The 24055-nt window shown below is 28.5% G+C and carries 20 protein-coding genes; all 20 read left to right on the forward strand.

What is annotated here, in order from left to right:
* Positions 1-16: 16 nt before the first annotated feature.
* The 20 genes from GPX08_RS02285 (at position 17) to GPX08_RS02380 (ending at position 24050) form a co-directional block, all read left to right on the forward strand.
* Complete coding sequence (locus tag GPX08_RS02285) at positions 17-1222, forward strand: coenzyme F420 hydrogenase (RefSeq protein ID WP_156625050.1); 1206 nt, start codon at positions 17-19, stop codon at positions 1220-1222.
* Positions 1223-1246: 24 nt separating this feature from the next.
* Positions 1247-1873, forward strand: a complete 627-nt coding sequence (locus tag GPX08_RS02290; RefSeq protein ID WP_156625051.1) for an antibiotic acetyltransferase — start codon at positions 1247-1249, stop codon at positions 1871-1873.
* A gap of 13 nt (positions 1874-1886) precedes the next feature.
* Complete coding sequence (rfbA, locus tag GPX08_RS02295) at positions 1887-2771, forward strand: glucose-1-phosphate thymidylyltransferase RfbA (protein WP_156625053.1); 885 nt, start codon at positions 1887-1889, stop codon at positions 2769-2771.
* 13 nt (positions 2772-2784) lie between these two features.
* Entirely contained in the window at positions 2785-3834 is a 1050-nt protein-coding gene (gene rfbB, locus GPX08_RS02300) for a dTDP-glucose 4,6-dehydratase (RefSeq protein WP_156625054.1), read from the forward strand.
* 217 nt (positions 3835-4051) lie between these two features.
* Complete coding sequence (locus GPX08_RS02305; protein WP_156625055.1) at positions 4052-5098, forward strand: hypothetical protein; 1047 nt, start codon at positions 4052-4054, stop codon at positions 5096-5098.
* A 1047-nt stretch (positions 5099-6145) separates the two neighbouring features.
* A complete protein-coding gene (locus GPX08_RS02310; RefSeq protein ID WP_156625119.1) occupies positions 6146-6982 on the forward strand; it encodes a hypothetical protein in 837 nt (278 codons plus the stop codon).
* A gap of 409 nt (positions 6983-7391) precedes the next feature.
* Entirely contained in the window at positions 7392-8186 is a 795-nt protein-coding gene (locus GPX08_RS02315; RefSeq protein ID WP_156625057.1) for a MurR/RpiR family transcriptional regulator, read from the forward strand.
* A gap of 22 nt (positions 8187-8208) precedes the next feature.
* Positions 8209-9639 carry a family 1 glycosylhydrolase gene (locus tag GPX08_RS02320; protein WP_156625058.1) on the forward strand — a complete coding sequence of 477 codons (1431 nt, stop codon included), beginning with the start codon at positions 8209-8211 and terminating at the stop codon, positions 9637-9639.
* A 20-nt stretch (positions 9640-9659) separates the two neighbouring features.
* On the forward strand, positions 9660-11012 hold the full coding sequence (locus GPX08_RS02325; RefSeq protein ID WP_156625060.1) for a PTS beta-glucoside transporter subunit EIIBCA: 1353 nt from the start codon (positions 9660-9662) through the stop codon (positions 11010-11012).
* 472 nt (positions 11013-11484) lie between these two features.
* On the forward strand, positions 11485-12318 hold the full coding sequence (locus tag GPX08_RS02330) for a PRD domain-containing protein (RefSeq protein ID WP_156625061.1): 834 nt from the start codon (positions 11485-11487) through the stop codon (positions 12316-12318).
* 185 nt (positions 12319-12503) lie between these two features.
* On the forward strand, positions 12504-14363 hold the full coding sequence (locus GPX08_RS02335; RefSeq protein WP_156625062.1) for a biotin/lipoyl-binding protein: 1860 nt from the start codon (positions 12504-12506) through the stop codon (positions 14361-14363).
* Positions 14364-14378: 15 nt separating this feature from the next.
* Complete coding sequence (ascB, locus tag GPX08_RS02340) at positions 14379-15791, forward strand: 6-phospho-beta-glucosidase (RefSeq protein WP_156625064.1); 1413 nt, start codon at positions 14379-14381, stop codon at positions 15789-15791.
* A 117-nt stretch (positions 15792-15908) separates the two neighbouring features.
* On the forward strand, positions 15909-16040 hold the full coding sequence (locus GPX08_RS02345) for a PRD domain-containing protein (protein WP_156625065.1): 132 nt from the start codon (positions 15909-15911) through the stop codon (positions 16038-16040).
* Between the two features lie 249 nt (positions 16041-16289).
* Positions 16290-17129: a PRD domain-containing protein gene (locus GPX08_RS02350; RefSeq protein ID WP_156625067.1), complete on the forward strand. Its 840-nt coding sequence runs from the start codon at positions 16290-16292 to the stop codon at positions 17127-17129.
* 528 nt (positions 17130-17657) lie between these two features.
* Entirely contained in the window at positions 17658-19499 is a 1842-nt protein-coding gene (locus GPX08_RS02355; protein WP_156625068.1) for a PTS beta-glucoside transporter subunit EIIBCA, read from the forward strand.
* Positions 19500-19517: 18 nt separating this feature from the next.
* On the forward strand, positions 19518-20951 hold the full coding sequence (locus GPX08_RS02360; RefSeq protein ID WP_156625069.1) for a 6-phospho-beta-glucosidase: 1434 nt from the start codon (positions 19518-19520) through the stop codon (positions 20949-20951).
* A 261-nt stretch (positions 20952-21212) separates the two neighbouring features.
* Complete coding sequence (locus tag GPX08_RS02365; RefSeq protein ID WP_156625071.1) at positions 21213-21437, forward strand: DUF1659 domain-containing protein; 225 nt, start codon at positions 21213-21215, stop codon at positions 21435-21437.
* Positions 21438-21491: 54 nt separating this feature from the next.
* Entirely contained in the window at positions 21492-21710 is a 219-nt protein-coding gene (locus GPX08_RS02370; protein WP_156625072.1) for a DUF2922 family protein, read from the forward strand.
* Positions 21711-22471: 761 nt separating this feature from the next.
* Positions 22472-23347: a diguanylate cyclase gene (locus tag GPX08_RS02375; protein WP_156625073.1), complete on the forward strand. Its 876-nt coding sequence runs from the start codon at positions 22472-22474 to the stop codon at positions 23345-23347.
* A complete protein-coding gene (locus GPX08_RS02380; protein WP_156625074.1) occupies positions 23328-24050 on the forward strand; it encodes a hypothetical protein in 723 nt (240 codons plus the stop codon). The genes GPX08_RS02375 and GPX08_RS02380 overlap by 20 nt, the downstream gene beginning before the upstream one ends.
* Positions 24051-24055: the final 5 nt, after the last annotated feature.

The following is a 24055-nucleotide window of genomic DNA, read 5'->3' on the forward strand; positions in this document are numbered from 1 at the left end:
ATTTGATGGAGGAAAAATGAAGTTAGTAAAGATTAATGAAGTTGTAAATAAAAATTTATGTATAGGTTGTGGAATTTGTACTAATTTCTCAAAAGATTCAAAGATTGATTATAACAATGAAGGGTTTTTAACTATAAATGATTATAAACATGTAAGTGATGAAATTAGTGAGGAAACTTTAGTAAATGATGTATGTCCTGGAATTAAAACTTATGCTAATGAAAATAGAAATGATTATATATGGGGAGATTATAATGATATATATCTAGGGTACTCCTCTAATGAAGAAATTAGATTTAAAGGCTCTTCTGGAGGAACTATAACTCAAACTTTAGTTTATCTAATAGAAAATAATCTTGTTGATTATGTAATACATATACAGGAAGATAAGGAAAATGTATTAGGAAATAAAGTGGTAGTAACGAATGATATAAATAAAATAATTAATAATACAGGTTCTAAATATTGTCCAGCATCACCATTAAATGAAGTTTTAATGAATCTTGATAAAAATTTAAAATATGCTTTTGTTGGGCGTCCATGTGATATAGTTGCATTAAGAAATTATGAAAAAATAAATCCAGATATAAAGGATATAATAGTTTATAAAATTTCATTTTTCTGTGCAGGTACACCGAGTATTGAGGGTACAATGAAAATATTAGAAAAGTTTTCTTTGAAAATGGATGATGTTGTAGAATTTGGATATAGAGGAAATGGATGGCCTGGATTTACTACAGCTGTAAATAAAGAAGGAAAAGAATTTAAAATGCCATATGATGATAGTTGGGGAAAAGTATTAAATAGATATCTTCATCCAAGGTGCAAAGTTTGTCCAGATGGAGTTGGTATGGCGGCAGATTTAGTTTTTGGTGACGGATGGGACTGTGATGAAAAAGGGTATCCTATATTTACTGAAGGTAGTGGGAAAAGTTTAGTAGTAGTAAGAAACAACTTAGGACAAAGCCTAATCAATAGATTAATAAGTGATAAAAAAATAAAGGTAGAAATTTTTAATAAGGAAAATTTAAAGTTTGTTCAACCTTATCAGTATGAGCGAAGAACTACATTAACTTCTAGAGTAAATGCTATGAAGCTTTTTAATAAAGCTGTACCTAAGTATGAAAATGGTATAAAAAAATCTTCTCAATATCAAAGTAATAAAAAAAAGATAAGAACATTTTTAGGGACTATAAAAAGAATAATAAATAAAAGAATATAAGTTTTATAATTTGTAGGAGGACATATGTTTCGATCAATGTTATATAAAATTAGGTCAAATAGAATGAGAAGATTTATTATATATATTTATAGTAAATTAGAAAAAGGAGAAATGTGGTCAAAAACTATAAGAGATTTATACAATAATTGGTATGATATTGAGATAGGAATAGGTAGTTATGGTGGGTGCTTTAACTGTGAAAAAATTGCAAGTGGTACAAAGATTGGGAAGTACTGTTCATTTGCAAAAGATGTTTACATTTTTAATGCAAATCATCCACTAGATTTTATTACAACACATCCACTTGCTTATAATCCTGCTATTAAATATGTTTCAGATGAAAAGATTGAACGAAGTAAATTAGTAATTGGTAATGATGTTTGGATAGGACAAAATGCTATAGTATTATCAAAATGCACGAGTATAGGGGATGGTGCAGTGATAGGTGCTGGGACTGTTGTAACTAAAAATGTACCAGATTATGCTATAGTTGTTGGAATACCTGGAAAAGTGGTCGGATATAGGTTTAGTGAAGATGAAATTAAAAGTATTAAGAAGTCTAGATGGTGGGATAATGACATAGGTAAAATTAAAAAAGAAGTAGAGTTATTTACTAATAAAGATTTATTCTTAGAAAGCAAAAAGGAATAAGGAGAGAAGTATATTGAAGGGGATAGTATTAGCAGGAGGATCAGGAACAAGACTGTATCCAGTAACCAAGTCAATGTCAAAACAAATGGTGCCAATATATGATAAGCCTATGATTTATTATCCAATGTCAGTATTAATGCTTGCAGGAATTAGGGAGATATTAATAATATCTACATCAAGAGATATAGTTAATTTTAAAGAACTTTTTCAAGATGGTTCTGAGCTTGGATTAAAGATTGAATATGCAATACAAGAACAACCTAATGGATTAGCTGAGGCCTTTATTATAGGTGAAGATTTTATAGGCGATGATAATGTTGCTATGATTTTAGGGGATAATATATTCTATGGTCAAAGTTTTTCTAACCATTTAGTAGAGGCGGCAAAGCTAGAAAAAGGAGCAATGGTATTTGGATACTATGTTCAAGATCCAAGAGCTTTTGGTGTAGTTGAGTTTGATGATAATAATAAGGTTATATCATTAGAAGAAAAACCAGAACAGCCAAAATCAAAATATGCAGTTCCAGGTCTTTACTTCTATGATAATTCTGTAGTTAAAAAATCTAAGGCTTTATCTCCTTCAGCTAGAGGGGAGTTAGAAATAACAGATTTAAATAGAGTTTATATGGAAGAAGGAACTCTAAAAGTAAACCTGCTAGGTAGAGGAATGGCTTGGCTTGATACGGGAACTCATGGGTCAATGCTTCAAGCATCTAACTTCGTAGAAGCAGTGCAAAATACTCAAGGAACATACATAGCATGTCTTGAAGAAATATCTTATAGAAAAGGCTGGATAACAGCTGAAGAGGTAAAAGAACTCGCTAAACCTTTAATGAAGACAGGATATGGAAAATACTTGGTGGATATAGTGGACGAGCTAGAAGCTAAAAAGAGATAAGGGAGAGAATTAAATGAAAACTTACTTAGTAACTGGTGGAGCAGGATTTATAGGCTCAAACTTTGTATTATATATGCTTAAAAAATATGAAGATATAAGAATTATAAATTTAGATAAATTAACTTATGCAGGAAATTTAGAAAACTTAAAAAGCATAGAAAATGATTCAAGACATATATTTGTTCAAGGAGATATATGTGATGCAGAATTAGTATCTTCATTATTTGAAAAATATGAAATAGATTATGTTGCTCACTTTGCAGCTGAATCTCACGTTGATAGAAGTATAAGAGAACCAGAAGTATTTGCTAAAACAAATGTTTTAGGAACAGTTAACTTATTAAACTGTGCAAAAAATGCTTGGGAAACAGAAGATGGATGGAAAGAAGGAGTTAAGTTCTTACATGTTTCAACAGATGAAGTATATGGATCATTAGGTGAAACAGGATACTTTATGGAAACTACTCCATTAGATCCTCATAGCCCATATTCTGCAAGTAAAGCTGGATCAGATATGATGGTTAAGGCATATGGAGATACTTATAAGATGCCAGTTAATATAACAAGATGTTCAAATAACTATGGACCATTCCAATTCCCAGAGAAGTTAATACCACTTCTTATAAATAATTGTCTTCAATTAAAGGATCTACCTATATATGGAGATGGATTAAATATAAGAGACTGGTTATATGTTGAAGACCATGCTAAAGCTATAGATATGGTTATTAATGGTGGAAGACTTGGAGAAGTTTACAACGTTGGTGGACATAATGAAAGAACTAACATTCAAATAGTTGATACAGTTATTAAATATATTAATGAAAATGTAGACAGTAAAGTAACTGAAAACTTAAAGAAGTTTGTTGAAGATAGAAAAGGTCATGATAGAAGATATGGAATAGATCCAACTAAGATCAAAGATGAGCTTGGATGGTATCCAGAAACTACTTTTGAGGTAGGAATAGTAAAGACAATAAAATGGTACTTAGATAATAAAGAATGGATGGAAAATGTTACATCAGGTGATTATAAGAAGTACTACGAGAATATGTATAAATAATTAAAATTATAAAATATGTCTATCTATAAATTATAGATAGACATATTTTATATATGGTAGAGAGGTATCCTATGGCTTTATTTAATAAACTAGACAAACCAATTTTTCTTAAAGAAGAAAGTGAACTAAAAGTCTATATTTCAAAACTACAAGAGCTATATAATAAAGCTCAAGGTAGTTTTAAATATAAGATAGAAAAAAACTAAAGATAGCCACTATGGGAGAACTTGGAGAGAAAAATATAGCTTATGAACTTAAGAATAGTAATATGCCTATGTATGTATTACATGATGTTACTTTAGAGATAGATGATTTATCAGCTCAAATTGATTATATTGTAGTTACTAGAAAAAGAACCTTTATAATAGAGTGTAAAAACTTAATTGGGAACATAGAAATTGATTCTCAAGGAAATTTTGTACGTAGATATAACTTTAAAGGAAGATATATCAAAGAAGGCATTTATTCTCCTATAACTCAAAATCAAAGGCATTTAGATGTTATAAAGAGAATTAAAAAAGATAGCAAGAGTAACATAATAACGAAGATGTTAGTGGAAAAATTCTTTGATGAAAATTATAAGTCTATAGTTGTACTAGCTAATCCTAAAACATATTTAAATTATAAATTTGCTAAGAAAGAAGTGAAGAATAAGGTACTTAGGGCAGATCAATTAATAGACTTCATTAAGAAGTCCAATGCAGATTCAGATCTTCAAGCTTCAAATGATGAAGATTTAAAAAGAAGAGCAGAAAGCTTTCTTAATCTTCATAGAGGAAATAAACCAAGTTTTTTAAAGAAGTATAGGGAACTATTAGAAGAATTTAATTCTTGCAAAAGTGAAAGTATGGATTTAAATAATTCTATGGATGTTAATAATGCTAGTATTGACATCAAGAATGTTGATAATGAAGATAATACTAATATTAATATTAATATTCAAAAAAGTAACAAGTCTAATATTAATGAAGGTACTAATAGGGCTTATAAAGATGCAAGTATCAATGTATCTAAAAATAAAGAAATAAATTTTGAGACTAATAATGTAGATAATGAAGAGCTTATAAAAAAGCTAAAATTATTTAGATTGCAAATTAGTAGAGCTGAAAATGCAAAACCATATTTTATATTTAGTGATAAGCAAATGATGGGACTGATTAATAGGATGCCTAAAAATAAAGTTGAGCTAAAAGAAGTTTCAGGATTCGGTGATATAAAGATTGAAAAATATGGAGATGCTTTATTAAAGATAATAAATGAATAAATAATATTAAATACCTTAGGATATTAAAAGTCAGAGATACTAATTTTAATTTCCTAGGGTATTTTTATTACATAAGAATTTATATATAAATATGATAATAAGATGAATAAAATATCTATCTGAGTGACTTACCTGGATATAGAATTGGTAGAGATGTTTTCTTTATCTTATTTATTTTTTTCTCAATTTCCATAAAAACTGGATACTTAATTAATGACAATGTATTTTAAATAATGTTTAGGAGGATGTAATATGCAATTTTCATTTTTAGGTTTTTCAGTTAAAAAGGTTATGGAGCTTCAGTTAGATGTTAAGGATTTAGCTATACTTAGGTATTTTCAAGATTTTATGAAAAGTGGGAAGATGAATTATGAAGAGGTAGGTGGAGTTAAATACTATTGGGTAAGTTATAAAAATATTTCTGACGAAATGCCTTTCTTAGGTCTAGGTAAAAGAACTATTATGATGAGGATGCTAAGATTAAGAGATTTAGGACTTCTTGCTCATTATACAAAAAAGGAAGGGGGAACTTTTTCTTATTATACCTTAGGTGATAAGTTTAATGATCTTTTATATACTTCAGAAAATAGATCATTAAGTAAAATAGAAGATGAAAATAAGAATAGTAGAAAGAAATTAAACGGACAATTTATTGATAAGATAAATTTAAATAGTAGAGGGGAAATAAGAGGACAAGGTACTAGTTATATGAGTTCAATAGACGGACAAACTGATAGTGGTAGAAATTCAAATGTTAGAGGAGAGAGGATTGAACAAGTAACTAGTAACATAGATTCAATGAGCGGGCAAGCGGTTGGTAATATAAATTTAAATAATAAAGAAAACAGTATTTTAAACAACTCAAATAGTAAAGATAATATTATTTCAGGTAATCCAAACAGCAAAAAAACTATAAGAGAAGAAACTTTAGATTATGGACAGAACTCCGATGAGCAATCCGAAAAAAGTATTCAAGTGAATTTCGAGTACTTAATTAAAAATAGAGAAGATAATACTGATAGAAATGAAAGTAAGACTAGAGAGGAAATGAATTATGGAGAAGCTACCTTCAATAAAGAAGCTAAAGGAGAAATGCTAATAGTAGAAAATGATAATTCAATAATTGGAGGATCATCAGGCAAAGAAGATAGCGATTCAAGCATAGGACAATCAGCATTAAGTGAAAAGAACATTTCTAAAATAGGACAAGCTATATTGGATAAAAGTATAAAGCAAACTCCAGGACAAGCAATATCAGATAAAAGTATTGAGAAAACTCAAACTTTAGCACAAGATAAGTTAACTGAAATTAATAAGAATAGTATTAATAATAAAGAAGAGGATAGAAGTATTTCAGAATACCCTAATCAAAATAATAAAGACCTTTTATCTAAAGAGATGAATAGGGGCTGTTCATCAAATGATACAACAAAGACTAATCTACTAAATAACTTAACTACTCTAAATACTAATGATTTAAAAAGTATAAAAGATAAGTTAGAGTTTATATTAAATTATTTAAATATTAGAGCTAATGTAAATTATAGAATTACTAATAGAAAAACAGTTGGATTAATTACAGCAAGGCTTAGGGAAGGCTTTACTGCTGAGGATTTTAAAATTGTTATTGATAAAAAGGTTAGTGAATGGAGTGGTACTAACTTTGAACAATACCTAAATCCTTTTACTTTATTTGGGGAGAAGTTTGAACTTTATTTAAATCAAAAGGTTATTTCTAAAAATAATAATGGCAATGGGGGAGTAGGCAATTCTAAAGAGGAAAAGTTTTATAAATCAGATACTAGAAAGTTAAGATTTCATAACTTTACAGGCAGAGAAGTTGACTACGAATCTATAGAAAAACAGCTGCTAGGATGGGAGTAGTAATTGGTATGAACTAAGTAGATATTAAGATTTAGATTTAAATAGATTTAACTATTTCTAATTGGTAAATATTTATAAATAAGATTATCTGAACCCAAGCTGAAACAGCGCTTTTATAGATATTAAATTCATTACCTATTTCAGATAAACTTTTTACAACACTTAAATACTATTTTCCTTTATATTTTAAAAATGCTTATCTTATATGTCTTTGAAGATTTTTTCTGATTCAATTATAATTTAATTAATTTAGATCAGTAAGTTAACTTGAGATAGTTTAATTATTCTTCAAGTTAGTTAAATAATATATAAATAGGGAGCAAAAACTGCACCCCACTACCTTCTTGAAAATGTTATCATAAGATTAAAGATGGTAGTAAAAATACTTTATAAGGATGAGGTAATTTTTATGAATATTAATAGGTTAAGTTTATTGAATTCATTGTTTTCAATAATAAATGAGAATCATCAAGAAAGTTCAAATTATGTGATTGCTCATTATTTTTTGAAGCACTATCATCAACTATCAGAACTAAATATATATGATGTTGCTGCAGAATGTTTTGTTTCAAGATCTAGTATAAGAAGGTTTTGTAAATCTATAGGGTTTGATAATTTTTTAGATTTGAAAACTGCTTTTAAAGAATATGATGATAAATATTCTTATTATATTAAGCACTCTAATAGGGAGAATTATAGAGAGACTTTAACTAGGGAAATAAATGAAATGATAGTTGAGCTTGATAAAAGAATGAATGTAGATGAAGTTGATAAAATTGCAGATAGGATATATAAAAGTAAAACTGTAGTTTTTCTTACCGCGGGAGCAGCTATGTCTATAATTCAAGAATTTCAACAATCTATGATTTTTCATGGCAAAATCATTAATATAGTTTCTGATTTGTATACTGACAAGCCTTTAATAAGTACTTTAGATAAAGGAGATATGATAGTAACTATATCTGCTATGGGAACTTTTGCAATGGCATCTCGTGAATATGTTTCACAAAGTAATGCATTTAAAATTTTAGTAACTGTAAATAGAAATGAAGAGTTTAAAAAATGGTATGATAAAGTCTATCATTTAAGTGCTATTGATAGATCAAATGATGGCAGAAGTGTTTATGAAAAGTATGGTATAAGTTATATGTTCGATATTATCTATAGTGCATATGTAAGAAAGTATGGAAATATAAAGAATTAATATTGAAAGGAATGAAGAATTTATGTACTACAAAACTAATCCTATTTTTCCGAAAGATTTTATGTGGGGGGCATCTAGTGCAGCATGGCAAGTTGAAGGAGCTGTAGCAGAAGGTGGAAGGACACCAGCAATTATAGATTTAAATAGTAAGAAAAAGAAGCCTTTTGCAGATAATTCAATTGCAGCAGATCACTATCATCATTATAAAGAAGATGTACAATTAATGGCTGAATGTGGATTTTCATCTTATAGATTTTCTATTTCATGGTCAAGAATTATTCCTCATGAAGATGGAGAAGTTAATCCAGAAGGAATTAAGTTTTATAATGATTTAATAAATGAGCTATTAAAAAATAATATAACTCCAATTGTGACTCTATACCATTATGATATGCCAGTTTGGGTAGATGAAATGTGCGGAGGATGGAGAAATAGAACTGTTATTGATGCTTTTGATCATTATGTTAGAGTTTGTTTCAAAGCTTTTGGAGATAGAGTTAAGTATTGGCTATCAATCAATGAACAAAACATGCAAATATGCTATGGTAATTGGCTAGGAATAGATAAAGGCTGTGATGATTGGGAAAAGGAGAAGTGGAAGATTAATCATATTATGAATCTTTGTCATGCTAAAGCTGTAATAGCCTGCCATGAATTAGTTGATGGAGGAAAGATTGGACCAGTTCCAGGATATGTTCCAATTTATCCTGAAAGTTGTAAACCAGAAGATCAAATAGCAGCAATGAATGCTGAAGAGCTTACTGAAAAAGTTTGGAATGACTTATATGTTCATAGGGAATATAACGGATTTATAAAAAAATATTGGGAGGACAATAATATAGATCCAGATATTAGACCAGGGGATATGGAGCTAATCAAAGAAGCTAAAATTGACTTTTTTGCTTTAAATTGCTACAGAAGTAATGTGGCAAAGGATTGTAAGCCAGAAGAAGAGTATTTAGAACTGCAACTTAATAAAAATGGAGTAAAGGGACAGTTTATCTATCCTAAATACCCAGGTGTATATCAATTAGCGGCTAATCCAAATGTTGAAACTACAGATTGGGATTGGGAAATTGATCCTATTGCTATGAGATATATGTTACGTTATATGTGGGATCACTATCAACTGCCAATGATGATTACTGAAAATGGCTATGGAGCTCATGAATCTCTTGGTGAAGATGGATGTGTACATGATGAAGAGCGTATTAACTTCTTAAGAGATCAAATATATCAAGTTGGACTAGCTATAATGGATGGTTGTGAAGTTATTTCATATAATCTATGGTCCTTTACAGATTTATTAAGTACTGGTAATGGTATGGCAAAGAGATATGGATTAGTTTATGTAAATACAACTGATGAAGATGTTCTTGATTTAAGAAGAATCAAAAAGGATTCATTCTATTGGTATTCAAAGTTAATTAAGTCTAATGGTAAAGAGTGGTAGATCGATAAGGGGGAAATTTTATGAATTACAAAAATATGGCAACGAATATTCTTAAGGAATGTGGTGGAATTGATAATGTTGCTGTGGTAAATCATTGTGCAACTCGATTAAGACTGACTTTAAATGATGAAACAAAAATTAGTGAAGAAAATATTAAAAGCATATCAGGTGTAATGGGGATAGTTTCCAGAGGGAAAGAGATTCAGATAGTTATTGGAACTGATGTTGGAAATGTTTATAATGAGTTTATTAAACTAGGTAACTTTAAAAAGGGTGGAAAAGTTAATGAAGATGGAAAAAAGAATATTTTAGGTACTATTGTTGACTTTATAAGTGGAACTTTTGTTCCAGTACTCCCAATATTAGTTGCAGCTGGGCTAGTATCAGCAGTATTGAATATATGTGTAACTTTCTTTGGACTTGCTACAGACACAGGAACATATGTTGTTTTAAATACAATAAATAATGCTGGATTTTTCTTTTTACCAATTTATGTTGGATATAGTGCAGCTAGAAAATTAGGCGTAAACCCTATGATGGGAGCTTTTTTAGCAGCTATACTTGTTCATACTAATATAGATGGTGTTGCAGGGTTAGATTTTTTAGGAATTCCTATAACTCAAGCGACTTATAATACATCAGTTATCCCAATAATTCTTGGTGTATTATTTATGAGTTTAGTTGATAGAATTGTAGATAAATTTACTCCAAAAGAAATAAAATTCTTTGCAAAGCCTTTAATAACAATATTAATAGTAACTCCTGTTACTTTAATTGCTCTTGGGCCTTTAGGAGTAATAATAGGTAATTATGTAGCAGAAGGATTAACATTTATTAATACTAAGCTTGGATGGTTATCAGTAGGATTAATTGGAGCTTTAACTCCAATTCTTGTAATGACAGGAATGAACCAAGCATTATTTCCATTAGTATTTGCAGCTATGGCTGAGCATGGATATGATGCATTTGTTATGCCTGGAATGCTAGCTTCCAATGTAGCAATTGGAGCAGCAGCTTTAGCAGTTTATTTTAAATCAAAAAATCAAGATGTTAGGGGTCTAGCATTATCTTCAGGATTAACTGGGGTATTAGGAATAACAGAACCTTCAATATTTGGAGTATTACTAAGATTTAAGAAACCATTTATTGGAGCGATGATAGGTGGTGGAATTGGAGGATTATTTGCAGGTATAATGCAAGTTAAACAATATGCTGTAGTTTCTCCAGGTATAGCAGCATTACCTACATTTATTCCTACAGATGGCTCAGGAGTAATGACTAATTTTTATTTAGCAGCAGTTACAATAGTAATATCTGTTGTATGTGCATTTATAGCTACATGGATATTAGGGTTTGAAGATGAATCTAAATAAGTGTTTTATAAGGAATGGAAATTTTATTTCCATTCCTTATTTTTTTAGACATTTGAAAAAGTATTAGAATTAAAAAAATAATGCCCTAGGGATCAGAAAGCTTGGAAATTGCAAAAATATAGAGAACATTGTAATTTTAATTAATGTTAATCTTCGTTAATTATCTTTAAATTAGTTTTAATAATATAGGCTATCTTTCTAAATTGATTTCAATAATTTACGATAATAATAACTTACAAGGAGGAAATAAATAAGTTTATATAATACTTACTGATAACGTTATACATTAATTATTGACAACGTTATATATGTATGATAATATTTAATCAAGTTAATAATGTTAATAATTAGGATTGTTACTGGTAAGCAGGCAAGACCTAATAGGTATATAAATGTAAATTTATTTTGAATAAGTTATATTTATATGCCTATTAGGTCTTTTTAAAATTCATATATGCTAGGAGTGTTATATATGAGAATTACACGCATAATAAATAATAATGTAATATGTGCAGTTAATGAAAGAAATCAAGAGAGAATTCTTTTGGGGGCAGGAATTGGATTTCAAAAGAAAAAAGGTGAAAAAGTAGATAAAAGTAAAGTAGAAAAGGAATTTTTCTTAAAATCTAAATCTGTATCAGGAAAGCTTTTCTCAATATTAACTCAAATTCCTATGGAGTATATGAGGGTTACAGAGAGTATTATAAAATATGCTAAAGAGACACTTAATGAGGAACTAAGTGAAAATATTTATTTAACTTTAACAGATCATATAAGTTTTTCTATAGCAAGACAAGAAAAAGGATTACCCTTTAGTAATGCTTTATTGTGGGAAATAAAAAGGTTCTATCCAAAAGAATTTAGTATAGGTTTAAAGGCTATAGAGCTTTTAAATCAAGAATTTAATATAACTTTACCAGAGGATGAAGCAGCTTCAATTGCAATGCATATTGTAAATGCTGAACTTGGTGGTGAAGCTATAAGGGATACTATACAAGTTACTGAATTTATTCAAAATGTATTAAATGTAATAAGATATCATTTTAAAATTGATATAGATGAAGATTCATTGTACTATAGTAGATTCTTAACTCATTTAAAGTTTTTTGCTTATAGAATACTAAATAGTACTTTAAGTGAAGAGGGAGATGAAGATTTCGAGGAAGTCGTTAAGTTAAGATATCCAGAAGCATATGAATGTACATTAAAAATTGCTAAGTTGATTATGGATAAGTACAATAAGGAATTAAATTCAGATGAATTAGTATATTTAACTGTTCATATTAAGAGAATTATTACAAGTTAGTAAAAATTGAATGAGACCTATTTAATAGGATTGTTACTGGTAGTGCAGGCAAGACCTAGAGTATTAAGAGTAGTTTATTTATAAATTAAATTTTTTATAGATTTAGTTTGTATTATAAATTTTATTTCTAATACTCTAGGTTTTTTTATAAAATTTTATAAGTTTTTTGTAAGGAGAGATAAATTATGGATTTTAAGAAGATGGCCAATGAAATATTAAAATTAGTTGGCGGAGAAAAAAATGTGGCTAGTGTTACAAATTGTATGACTAGATTAAGATTTAATTTAAATGATGTTAGCAAGGCTAATACAGAGGCTATAAAGAAACTTGAAGGAGTTCAAGGAGTAGTAAATAAAAATGGACAATTCCAAATAATTATTGGAACAAATGTAAGTAAGGTTTGCGATGAAATACATAAGCTTGGTAACTTTGGAGAAAATTCAGCTTCAGATTCTGCAGATGAAGAAACAGGAGTTATAAATAAAGTTTTAGGTACTATTACAGCAATATTTACTCCAGTTATTCCAGCCCTTGCAGGATCAGGTATGATAAAGGCTTTATTAGCAGTATTAAAGCTTTTTGGATTAGTAGATGCAGGTACTCAAACATATGCTTATTTAAGCTTTTTAAGTGATACAGTATTCTATTTTTTACCAGTTATATTAGCTTATTCAGCTGCTAAGAGATTTAAGTGTAGTCCTTATTTAGCTGCTGTACTTGGAGCTGCACTTCTGCACCCAAGTTTTACAGCTTTAAATACTGGTGATCCAGTTGCTTTCTTTGGAATACCTGTAAGAATGATTTCTTATGGTTCAAGTGTTGTTCCTATACTTTTAATAGTATTTGCGCAATCATATGTTGAAAAATTTGCAAAGAAGATATCACCTGCTTCAGTAAAAGTATTCTTAGTACCACTTATTACTTTAATAATAACTTCTTTAATAGGATTTACTGCTTTAGGACCTTTAGGTAATTATGTTGGTGAAATTCTTGCTATTGGAATGAACTTTATAAATGATAGAGCTGGATGGCTTATCCCTGTAATTATGGGTGCATTTACTCCATTATTTATCATGACTGGTATGCATTATTGTTTTGCACCTATCCAACAAATTCAATATGCGACTTTAGGATATGGTACAATTTTAGGACCTGGTATGTTATCATCTAATATTGCTCAAGCAACATCAGCTTTAGTAGTTGGATTAAAAACTAAGAATAAATCATTAAAGCAATTAAGTATATCAAGTAGTACAACTGCATTTATGGGTATTACAGAACCAGCTTTATATGGTGTAAACTTTAAACTTAAAAAACCTTTATATGCATCTATGATAGGTGGAGGTATAGCTGGTCTTTATGCTGGTATTACTGGAATTAGAACATATGCATCAGCTACAGCAGGACTTGCTGCAATTCCAGTTTATATTAGTGATGATATGTCAAATGTTATAAATGCATGTATTACAATAGTTATTTCAATAGTTGCTACAACAATAGTTACTTTAATAATGGGATTTGATGATATTGAAGAAGAAAATAAAGAAGTTTCTGAAGAAAAAAGTGATACTAAAGCTAAATCAATAGTAGGAGAAATAGCTTTATCTACTCCAGTTGAAGGTGAAGTTATTCCGCTATCAGAAATGAATGATGATGTATTCGCAGAAGAGCTTATGGGTAAAGGGATGGCTGTTATACCAACAGTAGGAAAAGTTTTTGCACCATTTGATTGTACAGTTGAATCTTTATTTAAAACTAATCATGCTATTGGATTAAAGGATGAAAATGGTGTAGAATTATTAATTCATATAGGAATAGATACTGTAAAATTAGAAGGTAAATATTTTAAAGCTCACATTAAACAAGGTGATGTAGTTAAAGCAGGAGATTTATTAATAGAATTTGATAAAGAAGCTATTAAAAATGCTGGATATGATATAACTACAGCAGTTATTGTTACTAATACTGCAAATTATATGGATGTATTAGGAACTGAAAAAACTTATATTAAGAATGAAGATACATTAATAAGAGTTCTTAATTAAGAAAGGAGAGTTTTGATGGCGACAAGATTTAATGAAGGTTTCTTATGGGGAGGTGCTATAGCAGCTAACCAATGTGAAGGAGCTTATAATGAAGATGGAAAAGGATTATCTATTCAAGATATAATGCCAAATGGAATAGTAGGTCCAATTTCAGATGGACCAGTAGAAGAAAATTTGAAGCTTGTAGGAATAGATTTTTATCATAGATATAAGGAAGATATTAGATTATTTGCAGAAATGGGCTTTAAGACATTAAGATTTTCAATTGCTTGGTCTAGAATATTTCCTAAGGGAGATGAAGAAACTCCAAATGAATTAGGATTGAAGTTTTATGATAATGTTATAGATGAATGTTTAAAATATGGTATTGAACCATTAGTGACATTATCTCATTATGAAACACCACTTCATTTGGCTAAAACTTATGATGGGTGGAGAAATAGAAAGTTAATAAAGTTCTTTGAGAATTATTGTAGAGTAGTTTTTGAACGTTATAAGGGTAAGGTAAAATATTGGCTTACATTTAATGAGATAAATTCTGTAATACACTTTCCATTAATGGGAGCTGGGATATTAACTCCAAAAGAAGAGTTAACTAAGCAAGATGTCTATCAAGCAGCTCATCATGAATTAGTTGCAAGTGCATTAGCAGTTAAACTAGCTCATGAAATTATGCCAGATGCAAAGGTTGGATGTATGGTACTTGGAATAGTAAATTATCCTATGACTCCACATCCAGATGATATGATAGCTTCAATGGAACGTGATCAGGATCTTATGTTCTTTACAGATATTCATGTAAGAGGCAAGTATCCAAGATATACAAAGAAGTTATTTAAGGAATTAGGTGTCAATATTCAAATGGAACCAGAAGATGAAGAAATACTAAAAAATACAGTAGACTTTATATCTTTTAGTTACTATATGAGTAAATGTACGGCTAAAGACTTATCAAAGTATGAAAAAGGAAGAGGAAATTTAACTTCAGGAGTTAAAAATCCATATTTAGAAGAATCTGAATGGGGATGGCAAATAGATCCTCAAGGCTTAAGATATATATGTAACTATTTTTATAATCGTTATGAAAAACCATTATTTATTGTTGAAAATGGCTTAGGTGCAGTAGATGAATTAGTAGAAGTAAATGGTGAAAAAACAGTAATAGATGATTACCGTATTAAATATTTAAATGACCATTTAGTTGAATTAGGAAAAGCCATAGAAGATGGTGTTGAAATAATGGGATACACAAGCTGGGGATGTATTGATTTAGTTAGTGCATCTACAGCAGAATTAAAGAAAAGATACGGATTTATATACGTTGATCGTCAAAATGATGGTTCAGGAACTCTAGAACGTTATAAGAAAAAGAGCTTTAATTGGTATAAAGAAGTTATAAGAACTAATGGTGGAAGCTTAGTTGATTAGTAATTAATAAAACAGAATATACACAAGTTATGTAGAAGGATACTATTATAATTTTGATATAGTATCCTTTTTGTATCAATGAAAAAGGGAAAAAGTATAATTTTATAGCAAATTGAAATGCAATATCTAGATGAAGTAAAGTGTACTAGGATAATAAAAAATTATGTTAAAAACGTTATAAATAAACAAATTAGTGAAGATGAAATTTTATATTTATCTATGCATATAATAAGAGTTTCAAGTGATTAAATTTGTTATTGCAATTTATAAAATTAATTTCTTTTTTATCTGATGTTTTTCTACATTGACAATGAATAAGTTTTCATTTATAATTTAATTAAATTAAGTTTGCTATGATAAAAGAAATGGTTTTTAAAAGAATTTAATATGGATCGTTACTGACGTATTTATTGATCAGGCGTGACCGAAAATAATGGTATGGGATTATAATACACATATCACTATTTTGGGTCATTTTTTATTATTTCGGAGGTATATATGCGTGTTAAGAAAGTATTTAATAATAATGTTGTACTTGTTGTAAATGATCTTAAAGAAGAATTAATAGTTATGGGTAAAGGAGTTGGGTATCAAAAGTTTCCTAGGGATTTAATAGATACTAATAAAATAGAAAAAAGATTTATATTTAATAATGAAGAGTCATTAAATGAGCTTAATACACTATTATCTAGAATACCTTTGAAAGATGTAGAGCTTGCAAGTGAAATTATTAAAATGGGAGAAGACTCTTTAGGATATAAAGTAAGTGACACTATTTTAATTACTTTATCAGATCATATAAGTTATATGCTTAAAAGAATAGATGATGGTTTAGTATTTAAAAATCCACTTCAATGGGAAATTAAGCAGATATATCCTGAAGAATATAAATTCTCTAAAAGAGCTGTTGAATATTTAAGAGAAAAAACAAATAAGAATATTCCAGATTCAGAGGCAGCATTTATTACACTCCATTTTGCAAATGCTCATCTTGAGATAGATAATATGGAAGAAACAGTATTATTAACAAAAATCATAGATAGTGTATTAGATATTGTTAAATACAATTATGGAATAGATATGAATGAATATTCCTTTGATTATACAAGGTTTATCTCACATTTACGTTGCTTTATTCAAAGACAATTAAAAAATGAAAGTGTAAATGTTGATACATCCTTATTAGAGATAGTAAAGCTTAAGTATCCTGAGGATTACAAATGTGCTAAGAAAATTAAAGTGTTCCTTGAAGTAACTTATAAATGGAACGTAAGTGAAAATGAACTACTTTACTTAACATTACATCTAAATAGATTATCAAGTATTAATAAAAAATAAATATTGTAGGATCGTTACTGTTTGGCAGGCGTGACCTAAGTTTAAGAGATTAGTCATTTAACTATGAAATATAAGGCTGTGGAACTATATAAAATTATAATTCTATAGATGATTATATTTGTATGCAGAGATTATATTTTCATGTAGAGATTATATTTGCGTACATAGTTTATACTCGGACTATCTTAATAAGCTTAGGTCTTTTTGTTTTTAATTTTTTGCTTTTAATAAAGTATGAAAAATAGTTCTAAAATTTTAAATCTTGGCCGAGTTTTTAGAGTTATTACATTCATAACTTTTTATATAAATATTTATCTTTCAATTACTGATTTACAGCTATAGTTTTATGGAATTATAAAAAAATATTCTTAAATAAAATATCATAATTGAAAGTATTTATTATTTAATTTTTATATAAGTATTTAAGATAACTTTATATCTTAAATATTTCTAATAGGAAATAGAACTTAACAATATTTAAAGCTTTTAAAGGCTTATATATCTAAGTATTTTGGGAGGAGTTTTATAATGAAGTTTGAAAGAGAATCTGAAGAAATTATAAAATTAGTTGGTGGAAAAGAAAATGTAGTTAGTTTAGTACATTGTGCTACAAGATTACGTTTTAAATTAAAGAAAACTTCAGTTGCAAATAAAGCTGAATTAGAAAAAATGAAGGATGTATTATCCGTTGTTAATAGCGGTGGACAATACCAAGTAGTAATTGGTAACAAGGTTAGTGATTATTATGATACTATTACTAATAAGTTAGGATTGAAAGAATCTTCATCTGAAGAAAAAGGTGAGAAGGTTTCTATAATATCTATGCTTTTTGAAGTTATATCAGGTGCTTTTTCACCATTAATACCAGCTTTAGCAGGTGCAGGAATGGTAAAGGCTTTATTAACTGTACTAACATCATTTGGATGGATGTCTGATTCAACTACTACTTATGCTATATTATCAGCTGCAGGAAATGGAGTGTTTTATTTATTACCTGTATTCTTAGGTATAACTTTATCTAAGAAATTAGGTGGAAATATGTTTGTTGGTGGTGCTATTGGTGCTGCACTTTTAGATCCAAGTTATACTGCTTTAATAGGATCAGAAGGAGTTGTAGACTTCTTAGGTATGACAGTAACACCTATTGATTATGCATCTACTGTATTCCCTATATTTGTTGCAATGTTTATTTACTACTGGGTTGATAAATTATTAAAGAAGATAATTTTAAAAGACTTACAATTATTCTTAGTACCAATGTTTTCATTATTAATTATGGTTCCTTTAACAGTTATACTATTTGGACCATTTGGAACTACTGTTGGTGATGTTATTTCTAATTCTGTAATGTGGTTAATTGATAAGAGTCATGTATTAGCTGGTATAGTTTTAGGTGCAGGAATGCCTTTCTTAGCTGTATTTGGATTACATTGGGGCTTTACACCTATTACACTGCAAAATCTTGCAACAACTGGAGGAGATCCAATTGAAGGAGCAGCAGTTGCAGCAGTATTTGCACAAGTTGGTATAGCTATTGGTTTATTCTTAAGATCAAAGAAACATTCTCAGCTTAAAGCTTTATCAGGATCAACAGCTATAACTGGTATATTAGCAGGTGTAACTGAACCAATTATATATGGAATTATTTTAAGATATAAGAGAACTATTCCAATACTAGCTATAGCTGGTGGTGTTGGTGGTGCAATAGCTGGTATTTTTGGAGTGACTTGTAATGCATATGTATTCCATAATATTTTCTCAGCACCAGTTTACACTCCATTCTTTGGATATGTACTTTCAGTTGGAACTGCATTAGTTCTTGGAGCAGCTTTATCATACTTCTTTGGTTTAAAGGAAGAAGAAATTAAAGAAATGGAATCTGAAACAGTTAAAATAGAAAGTGAAGATGACAATAAGCTTGAAGAATTAGTGGCACCAATTAAAGGAAAACAAGTTGATTTATCTGAAGTTCCAGATGAAGTTTTCTCATCAGGAGCTGTAGGAGTTGGAATTGCAATAGTGCCAGAAAAAGGAGAAGTTACTTCACCAGTTAATGGAGTTGTATCAACTATATTTCCAACAAAACATGCTATAGGAATCGTGTCTGAAAATGGAACAGAAATTTTAATTCATATAGGAATAGATACTGTTGCTTTAGATGGTAAATACTATGATGTACATATAAATGCTGGTGATAAAGTTCAGGTAGGACAAAAATTAGTATCTTTTGATATTGAAGGAATTAAAAATGAAGGATATAGCATAGTTACTCCAGTTTTAATTACTAATGCAAGTGATTTAACTGATGTAATTGTTGTTGAAAATAAAGAAGTTAAAGAAAATGATGTAATTATAAAAGTTATTCACTAAACTATGGAGGTATTTAATATGGGATTATCAAAAGACTTTTTATGGGGCGGAGCAGTAGCAGCTCATCAAGTAGAAGGTGGTTATAATAAAGGTGGAAAGGGTATAAGTATTGCAGATGTAATGACAGCAGGGACTCATACTATTCCTAGAAAAATAACTGATGGAATTATTGAAGGTAATTATTATCCAAACCATGAAGGTATTAATTTTTATGAGAAATATAAAGAGGATGTAAAGCTATTTGCTGAAATGGGCTTTAAATGTCTTAGAACTAGCATAGCTTGGGCTAGAATATTTCCTAATGGTGATGATTTAGAACCAAATGAAGAAGGACTTAAGTTTTATGATGATTTATTCGATGAGTTATTAAAGTATAATATTAAGCCTGTAATAACATTAAGTCATTTTGAAATGCCATATAATTTAGTGAAAAACTATGGTGGATGGCGTAATCGTAAGCTAATTGATTTCTTTGTAAGATTCTGTGAAGTAGTTATGAAGAGATATAAGGATAAAGTTAAGTATTGGATGACTTTTAATGAAATAAATAATCAAACAATAACTACTAATCCAATTTATGCTTTTACTAACTCAGGTATTATTTATAAAGAGGATGAAAATAAGGAAGAAGTAATGTTCCAAGCAGCTCACTACGAATTTGTAGCTAGTGCAAAGGTTGTAAAGATAGGACATGAAATTAATCCTGACTTTATGATAGGATGTATGGTTGCAGCAATGCCAAGTTATCCTTATTCATGTAATCCAGAAGATATCATAAGAGCAGAAGAGGCTAATAGGGAACAACTTATGTTTACAGATGTTCATGTTAGAGGAAGATATCCAAAGCATACTTTAAAGTTATGGGAAAGAAATAATTATAAATTAGATATAACTAAAGAGGATGAGGAAATCTTAAAAGAAGGAACTGTAGACTATATTGGATGTAGCTATTATTTAACTACGGTAGTTACAGCTAATAAAGATATAAAGAGAACTGGAAATGATTCAGCTGGTAAGGCAGATGTTGTAGAAAACCCATACTTAAAAACATCTGATTGGGGCTGGACAATTGATCCAGTAGGACTTAGATTTTATTTAAATCAATTATATGATAAATATGAAATTCCAATATTCATAGTAGAAAATGGATTTGGAGCTGTAGATGTTCTTAAAGAAGATTTAACTATTGAAGATGATAATAGAATTGAATACTTAGCTAATCATATAGCTGAAATGAAAAAAGCTATAGAAATAGATGGTGTAGAAGTTATAGGATATACAACTTGGGGATGTATTGACCCAATATCCTTCACTACTGGAGAAATGAAAAAACGTTATGGATTTATTTATGTAGATAGAGAAAATGACGGAAGTGGTTCTCTTAAGAGATATAAAAAGAAATCTTTCGACTGGTATAAGAAGGTTATAGAATCAAATGGAGAAATATTATAATAAATAATGTAATTTGTTCAAAATTACTGAAATTTAATAGAAGGATACTAAACTCAGCACATGCTGAGTTTTTCCTTTTGCACTAACTAAATCAAAGGTTTTAACAATATATTTTAAGTAAGATTAGAGCTAGTATCTGCTTCGGTGAATCGGAACGAAGTGACTTGAACAAGAAGTAGATACTAGCTCTAATCTTTTTTACATAAAATATTTTAAAACCTCCACATCTGCATATTTATATGGATGAGGGAGGTGATAGATATGGCAGCAAGTTCAGTGTTAGTTGAAAATTCTCTAGCAGTTAGCTATAAGGTTGGAGTTAATTCTTATGGAAAGGATGTTTTTAAAGGACAAAACTTTAAGAACATTTCTGCTACTGCAACAGATGAAGATTTAGTTACTTTATCTGATGAAATCAATGAGCTTTTAGATTATAGTGTTACAACTATAAAAAAGGAGCAAAGTTATGTAATTACTAGAGGCTAATAACTTTAATAAAGCCTTCAGTAAAGATTAGTAAAAATGAAAGGAGGATATGCCATGATTCAAAGAACTGCAACTTTAGCTTTTAAGGATGTTTCAGGTAAGAAGCATAGTATCAATATTAAAGATGTTAAGGAAGATGTTGAAGATTCAAAAATAGTATCTTTAATGGATTCAATTATTAACAAGAGTCTAATAAAGACTGAAGCTGGTGATTTAGTAGAAAAGCAATCAGCTCAAGTAGTTACTAAAGAAACTACTAAGATCACAATATAACTAAATTAACAAAATAAAGAATTTAAATAAAATCCTTTTATCTTCTAGTATTATAAAATATATTAGAATTAATATAGATGGTGCTGTCGCACAATGAAAAATTAAGAATGAATAATTTTTCATTTTTAATTCTTAATTTGGGCTGTTTGTGCGACAGCCCCATTTTTTTTAGTAATAAAAAATGATATTAATGTTAATTTTAATTAATATTATTGAGTTTTTATTTATGTTGGAGTATTATTTATATTATGTATAAAAATGGTAGAGTTAATTTACAATAAATTATCAAAAATCAGTATTAATTGTATACATTTGTCAGTTGTAGAGGTAATATGGAATTGATGAATTTTAGCTATTATTAAATAAATATGGAGATTAAACTAAAAGAAGTTTTAATAAAGAAGATAATAAATTATTTATATTGCCAACTTTATAAGTATTACAGTCTGAGGTATTTTAATCATTAGACGATATTTATAATAGTGGATGTTTTAAAATATAAGGACTTAAAAAATGTGGCTTAAAATATTTATACTTATAATAAATGAAGGAGATGAGTAAATTTGTGAAAAGTCACTAAGGTACATTGAAAATTATAAAAGGGATAAACTATAATTAGCACAAAATGTTGAGAGATAGTTTAACATACTTTTATATATGAAATTTAATTATAATCTTAGCTGTTTTAATAAATGGTAAATAATATAGAATTTTACAGTTTAGAGGTTTAAAAGTTTATTTACATTATAGGAGAAAAGAATATGAATAAAAGAAATTTACAAGGTTTTGAAAAAGCTTACTTAGCTTTAATTACATTTATTATTATTCAGATATTTTTAGTTTTTCTAAATATATATACTACTCAGCAGTTTTCAATTGAAGATTTTACGGTAGTTATTATTGAATTAATTTCAATTTTATTATCCTACTTCTTAGGAATTGTTCCTGCGATAATATTTTCATTAGTATATATAGTTGGATATGCTGTTTATATTATTAGTGGTGGAGGTAATATTAATCTACTTACTTATATTCTTATGTTCTTTGTTCCAGTATCAACAATTTATGCAGGAAGCATGAATAAAACAAGAAAAGAATTAGTAAATGAATTAGTTAAGTTAAATGAATTAGAGGAAAGGCAATTAAAAGTAGATCCTATGACTAGCCTTGAAAATGAATTTGCTTTTAAAGAGGTTTTATTAAAAAACGTTAATTTAGCAAGTAGATATGAATCTTATAATTTTTCATTGGTTATGTTTAGGCTTGAATTTATTAATACTCTTAGAAGCTTATTAGAGGTAAAAGAATTTAATAATTTAATTGGTAAGATAGCTGGAATTGTTCAAAAGTGTATCAGAGAAGAGGATTATAAGTTTATTGTTAATAATGATAGGATTGTAATAATTACCCCATTAACTTCAAGTAAGGCAATTACTCCAGCTATAAGAAGAATACTAGAGGAGGTAGGGCATTTAGTTATAAAGAGTAAAGATGGAGAGAATGTAAATATAGTTTTAAAGTATGGAAGCTTAGATTATTCAGAAGATAAGAATGAAATGTTTAAGGACTATAAAAATGTATTACTAGAGCTTCAAAAGTCTACAGAGGTTAATATTTATGGCGAATATGCTAATTAAAATTGGAACTGCAATAATACTTTTTATGAATTTATTTACTCAAGTAGCTAGAGCTGATAGTGGTAACTTAAAGCAATGCTTTTATATAGTTACAGAAGATAAAAATAGTAAAGATCTATATGAAGATTTAAATCTTATAAATAGTAAGGATATTCCTGTTTTAGTAGTAATAGATCCAGATGATAATATAAACAAAAAAAATATAGATGTACTTAAAACACTTCAAGATGAAATAAATTTAGATGTTATTCTTGAAAATGATAAGAATTTGGAAAAAAGCTATTTTGTGATAAAAGGATATGATAAGGAATTAAGATTATCAGGACTGTGTGAGATTCAAAATGATAAATTACTTTATATGGGAGAAAGTGATACTTCATTTGATTTTATAGATATAGATAAAGATCCAGTAAAAGCAGTTTCAGAAGTTAATATACATAAAGGAAAAGATGTAAATTATGCTTTAGTTGTTAATGGAGATGATTTTAATATTAGTACTTTACTTTTAGCTAATAGCGAGCTTGAGGGATTGCCTTTAGATATATCAAATTACAGTTTTATTATAGAAGATCCAACTTTAATGGATAATATTATAATATACATTGGCTACATAAATATTGTTTTCTTTTCAATTAGTGTAATTATATATCTTGTAGCAATTATAATATTTAAAAAATGGTCTATAAAAAAGTTTTTAGATTAGGATGA

The organism is Clostridium tertium (assembly GCF_902652255.1).
Taxonomy (GTDB): Bacteria; Bacillota; Clostridia; order Clostridiales; family Clostridiaceae; genus Clostridium; species Clostridium tertium_A.

What these genes read in the sequence shown, in the direction of transcription:
- ascB (WP_156625064.1), top strand. Translation starts at nt 14,379, where the DNA reads ATGGCGACAAGATTTAATGAAGGTTTCTTATGGGGAGGTGCTATAGCA.
- GPX08_RS02330 (WP_156625061.1), top strand. Translation starts at nt 11,485, where the DNA reads ATGAGAATTACACGCATAATAAATAATAATGTAATATGTGCAGTTAAT.
- GPX08_RS02335 (WP_156625062.1), top strand. Translation starts at nt 12,504, where the DNA reads ATGGATTTTAAGAAGATGGCCAATGAAATATTAAAATTAGTTGGCGGA.
- GPX08_RS02380 (WP_156625074.1), top strand. Translation starts at nt 23,328, where the DNA reads ATGGCGAATATGCTAATTAAAATTGGAACTGCAATAATACTTTTTATG.
- rfbB (WP_156625054.1), top strand. Translation starts at nt 2,785, where the DNA reads ATGAAAACTTACTTAGTAACTGGTGGAGCAGGATTTATAGGCTCAAAC.
- GPX08_RS02285 (WP_156625050.1), top strand. Translation starts at nt 17, where the DNA reads ATGAAGTTAGTAAAGATTAATGAAGTTGTAAATAAAAATTTATGTATA.
- GPX08_RS02305 (WP_156625055.1), top strand. Translation starts at nt 4,052, where the DNA reads ATGGGAGAACTTGGAGAGAAAAATATAGCTTATGAACTTAAGAATAGT.
- GPX08_RS02360 (WP_156625069.1), top strand. Translation starts at nt 19,518, where the DNA reads ATGGGATTATCAAAAGACTTTTTATGGGGCGGAGCAGTAGCAGCTCAT.
- GPX08_RS02355 (WP_156625068.1), top strand. Translation starts at nt 17,658, where the DNA reads ATGAAGTTTGAAAGAGAATCTGAAGAAATTATAAAATTAGTTGGTGGA.
- GPX08_RS02310 (WP_156625119.1), top strand. Translation starts at nt 6,146, where the DNA reads ATGAATTATGGAGAAGCTACCTTCAATAAAGAAGCTAAAGGAGAAATG.
- GPX08_RS02315 (WP_156625057.1), top strand. Translation starts at nt 7,392, where the DNA reads ATGAATATTAATAGGTTAAGTTTATTGAATTCATTGTTTTCAATAATA.
- GPX08_RS02370 (WP_156625072.1), top strand. Translation starts at nt 21,492, where the DNA reads ATGATTCAAAGAACTGCAACTTTAGCTTTTAAGGATGTTTCAGGTAAG.
- GPX08_RS02350 (WP_156625067.1), top strand. Translation starts at nt 16,290, where the DNA reads ATGCGTGTTAAGAAAGTATTTAATAATAATGTTGTACTTGTTGTAAAT.
- GPX08_RS02320 (WP_156625058.1), top strand. Translation starts at nt 8,209, where the DNA reads ATGTACTACAAAACTAATCCTATTTTTCCGAAAGATTTTATGTGGGGG.
- GPX08_RS02345 (WP_156625065.1), top strand. Translation starts at nt 15,909, where the DNA reads ATGCAATATCTAGATGAAGTAAAGTGTACTAGGATAATAAAAAATTAT.
- GPX08_RS02325 (WP_156625060.1), top strand. Translation starts at nt 9,660, where the DNA reads ATGAATTACAAAAATATGGCAACGAATATTCTTAAGGAATGTGGTGGA.
- GPX08_RS02375 (WP_156625073.1), top strand. Translation starts at nt 22,472, where the DNA reads ATGAATAAAAGAAATTTACAAGGTTTTGAAAAAGCTTACTTAGCTTTA.
- GPX08_RS02290 (WP_156625051.1), top strand. Translation starts at nt 1,247, where the DNA reads ATGTTTCGATCAATGTTATATAAAATTAGGTCAAATAGAATGAGAAGA.
- GPX08_RS02365 (WP_156625071.1), top strand. Translation starts at nt 21,213, where the DNA reads ATGGCAGCAAGTTCAGTGTTAGTTGAAAATTCTCTAGCAGTTAGCTAT.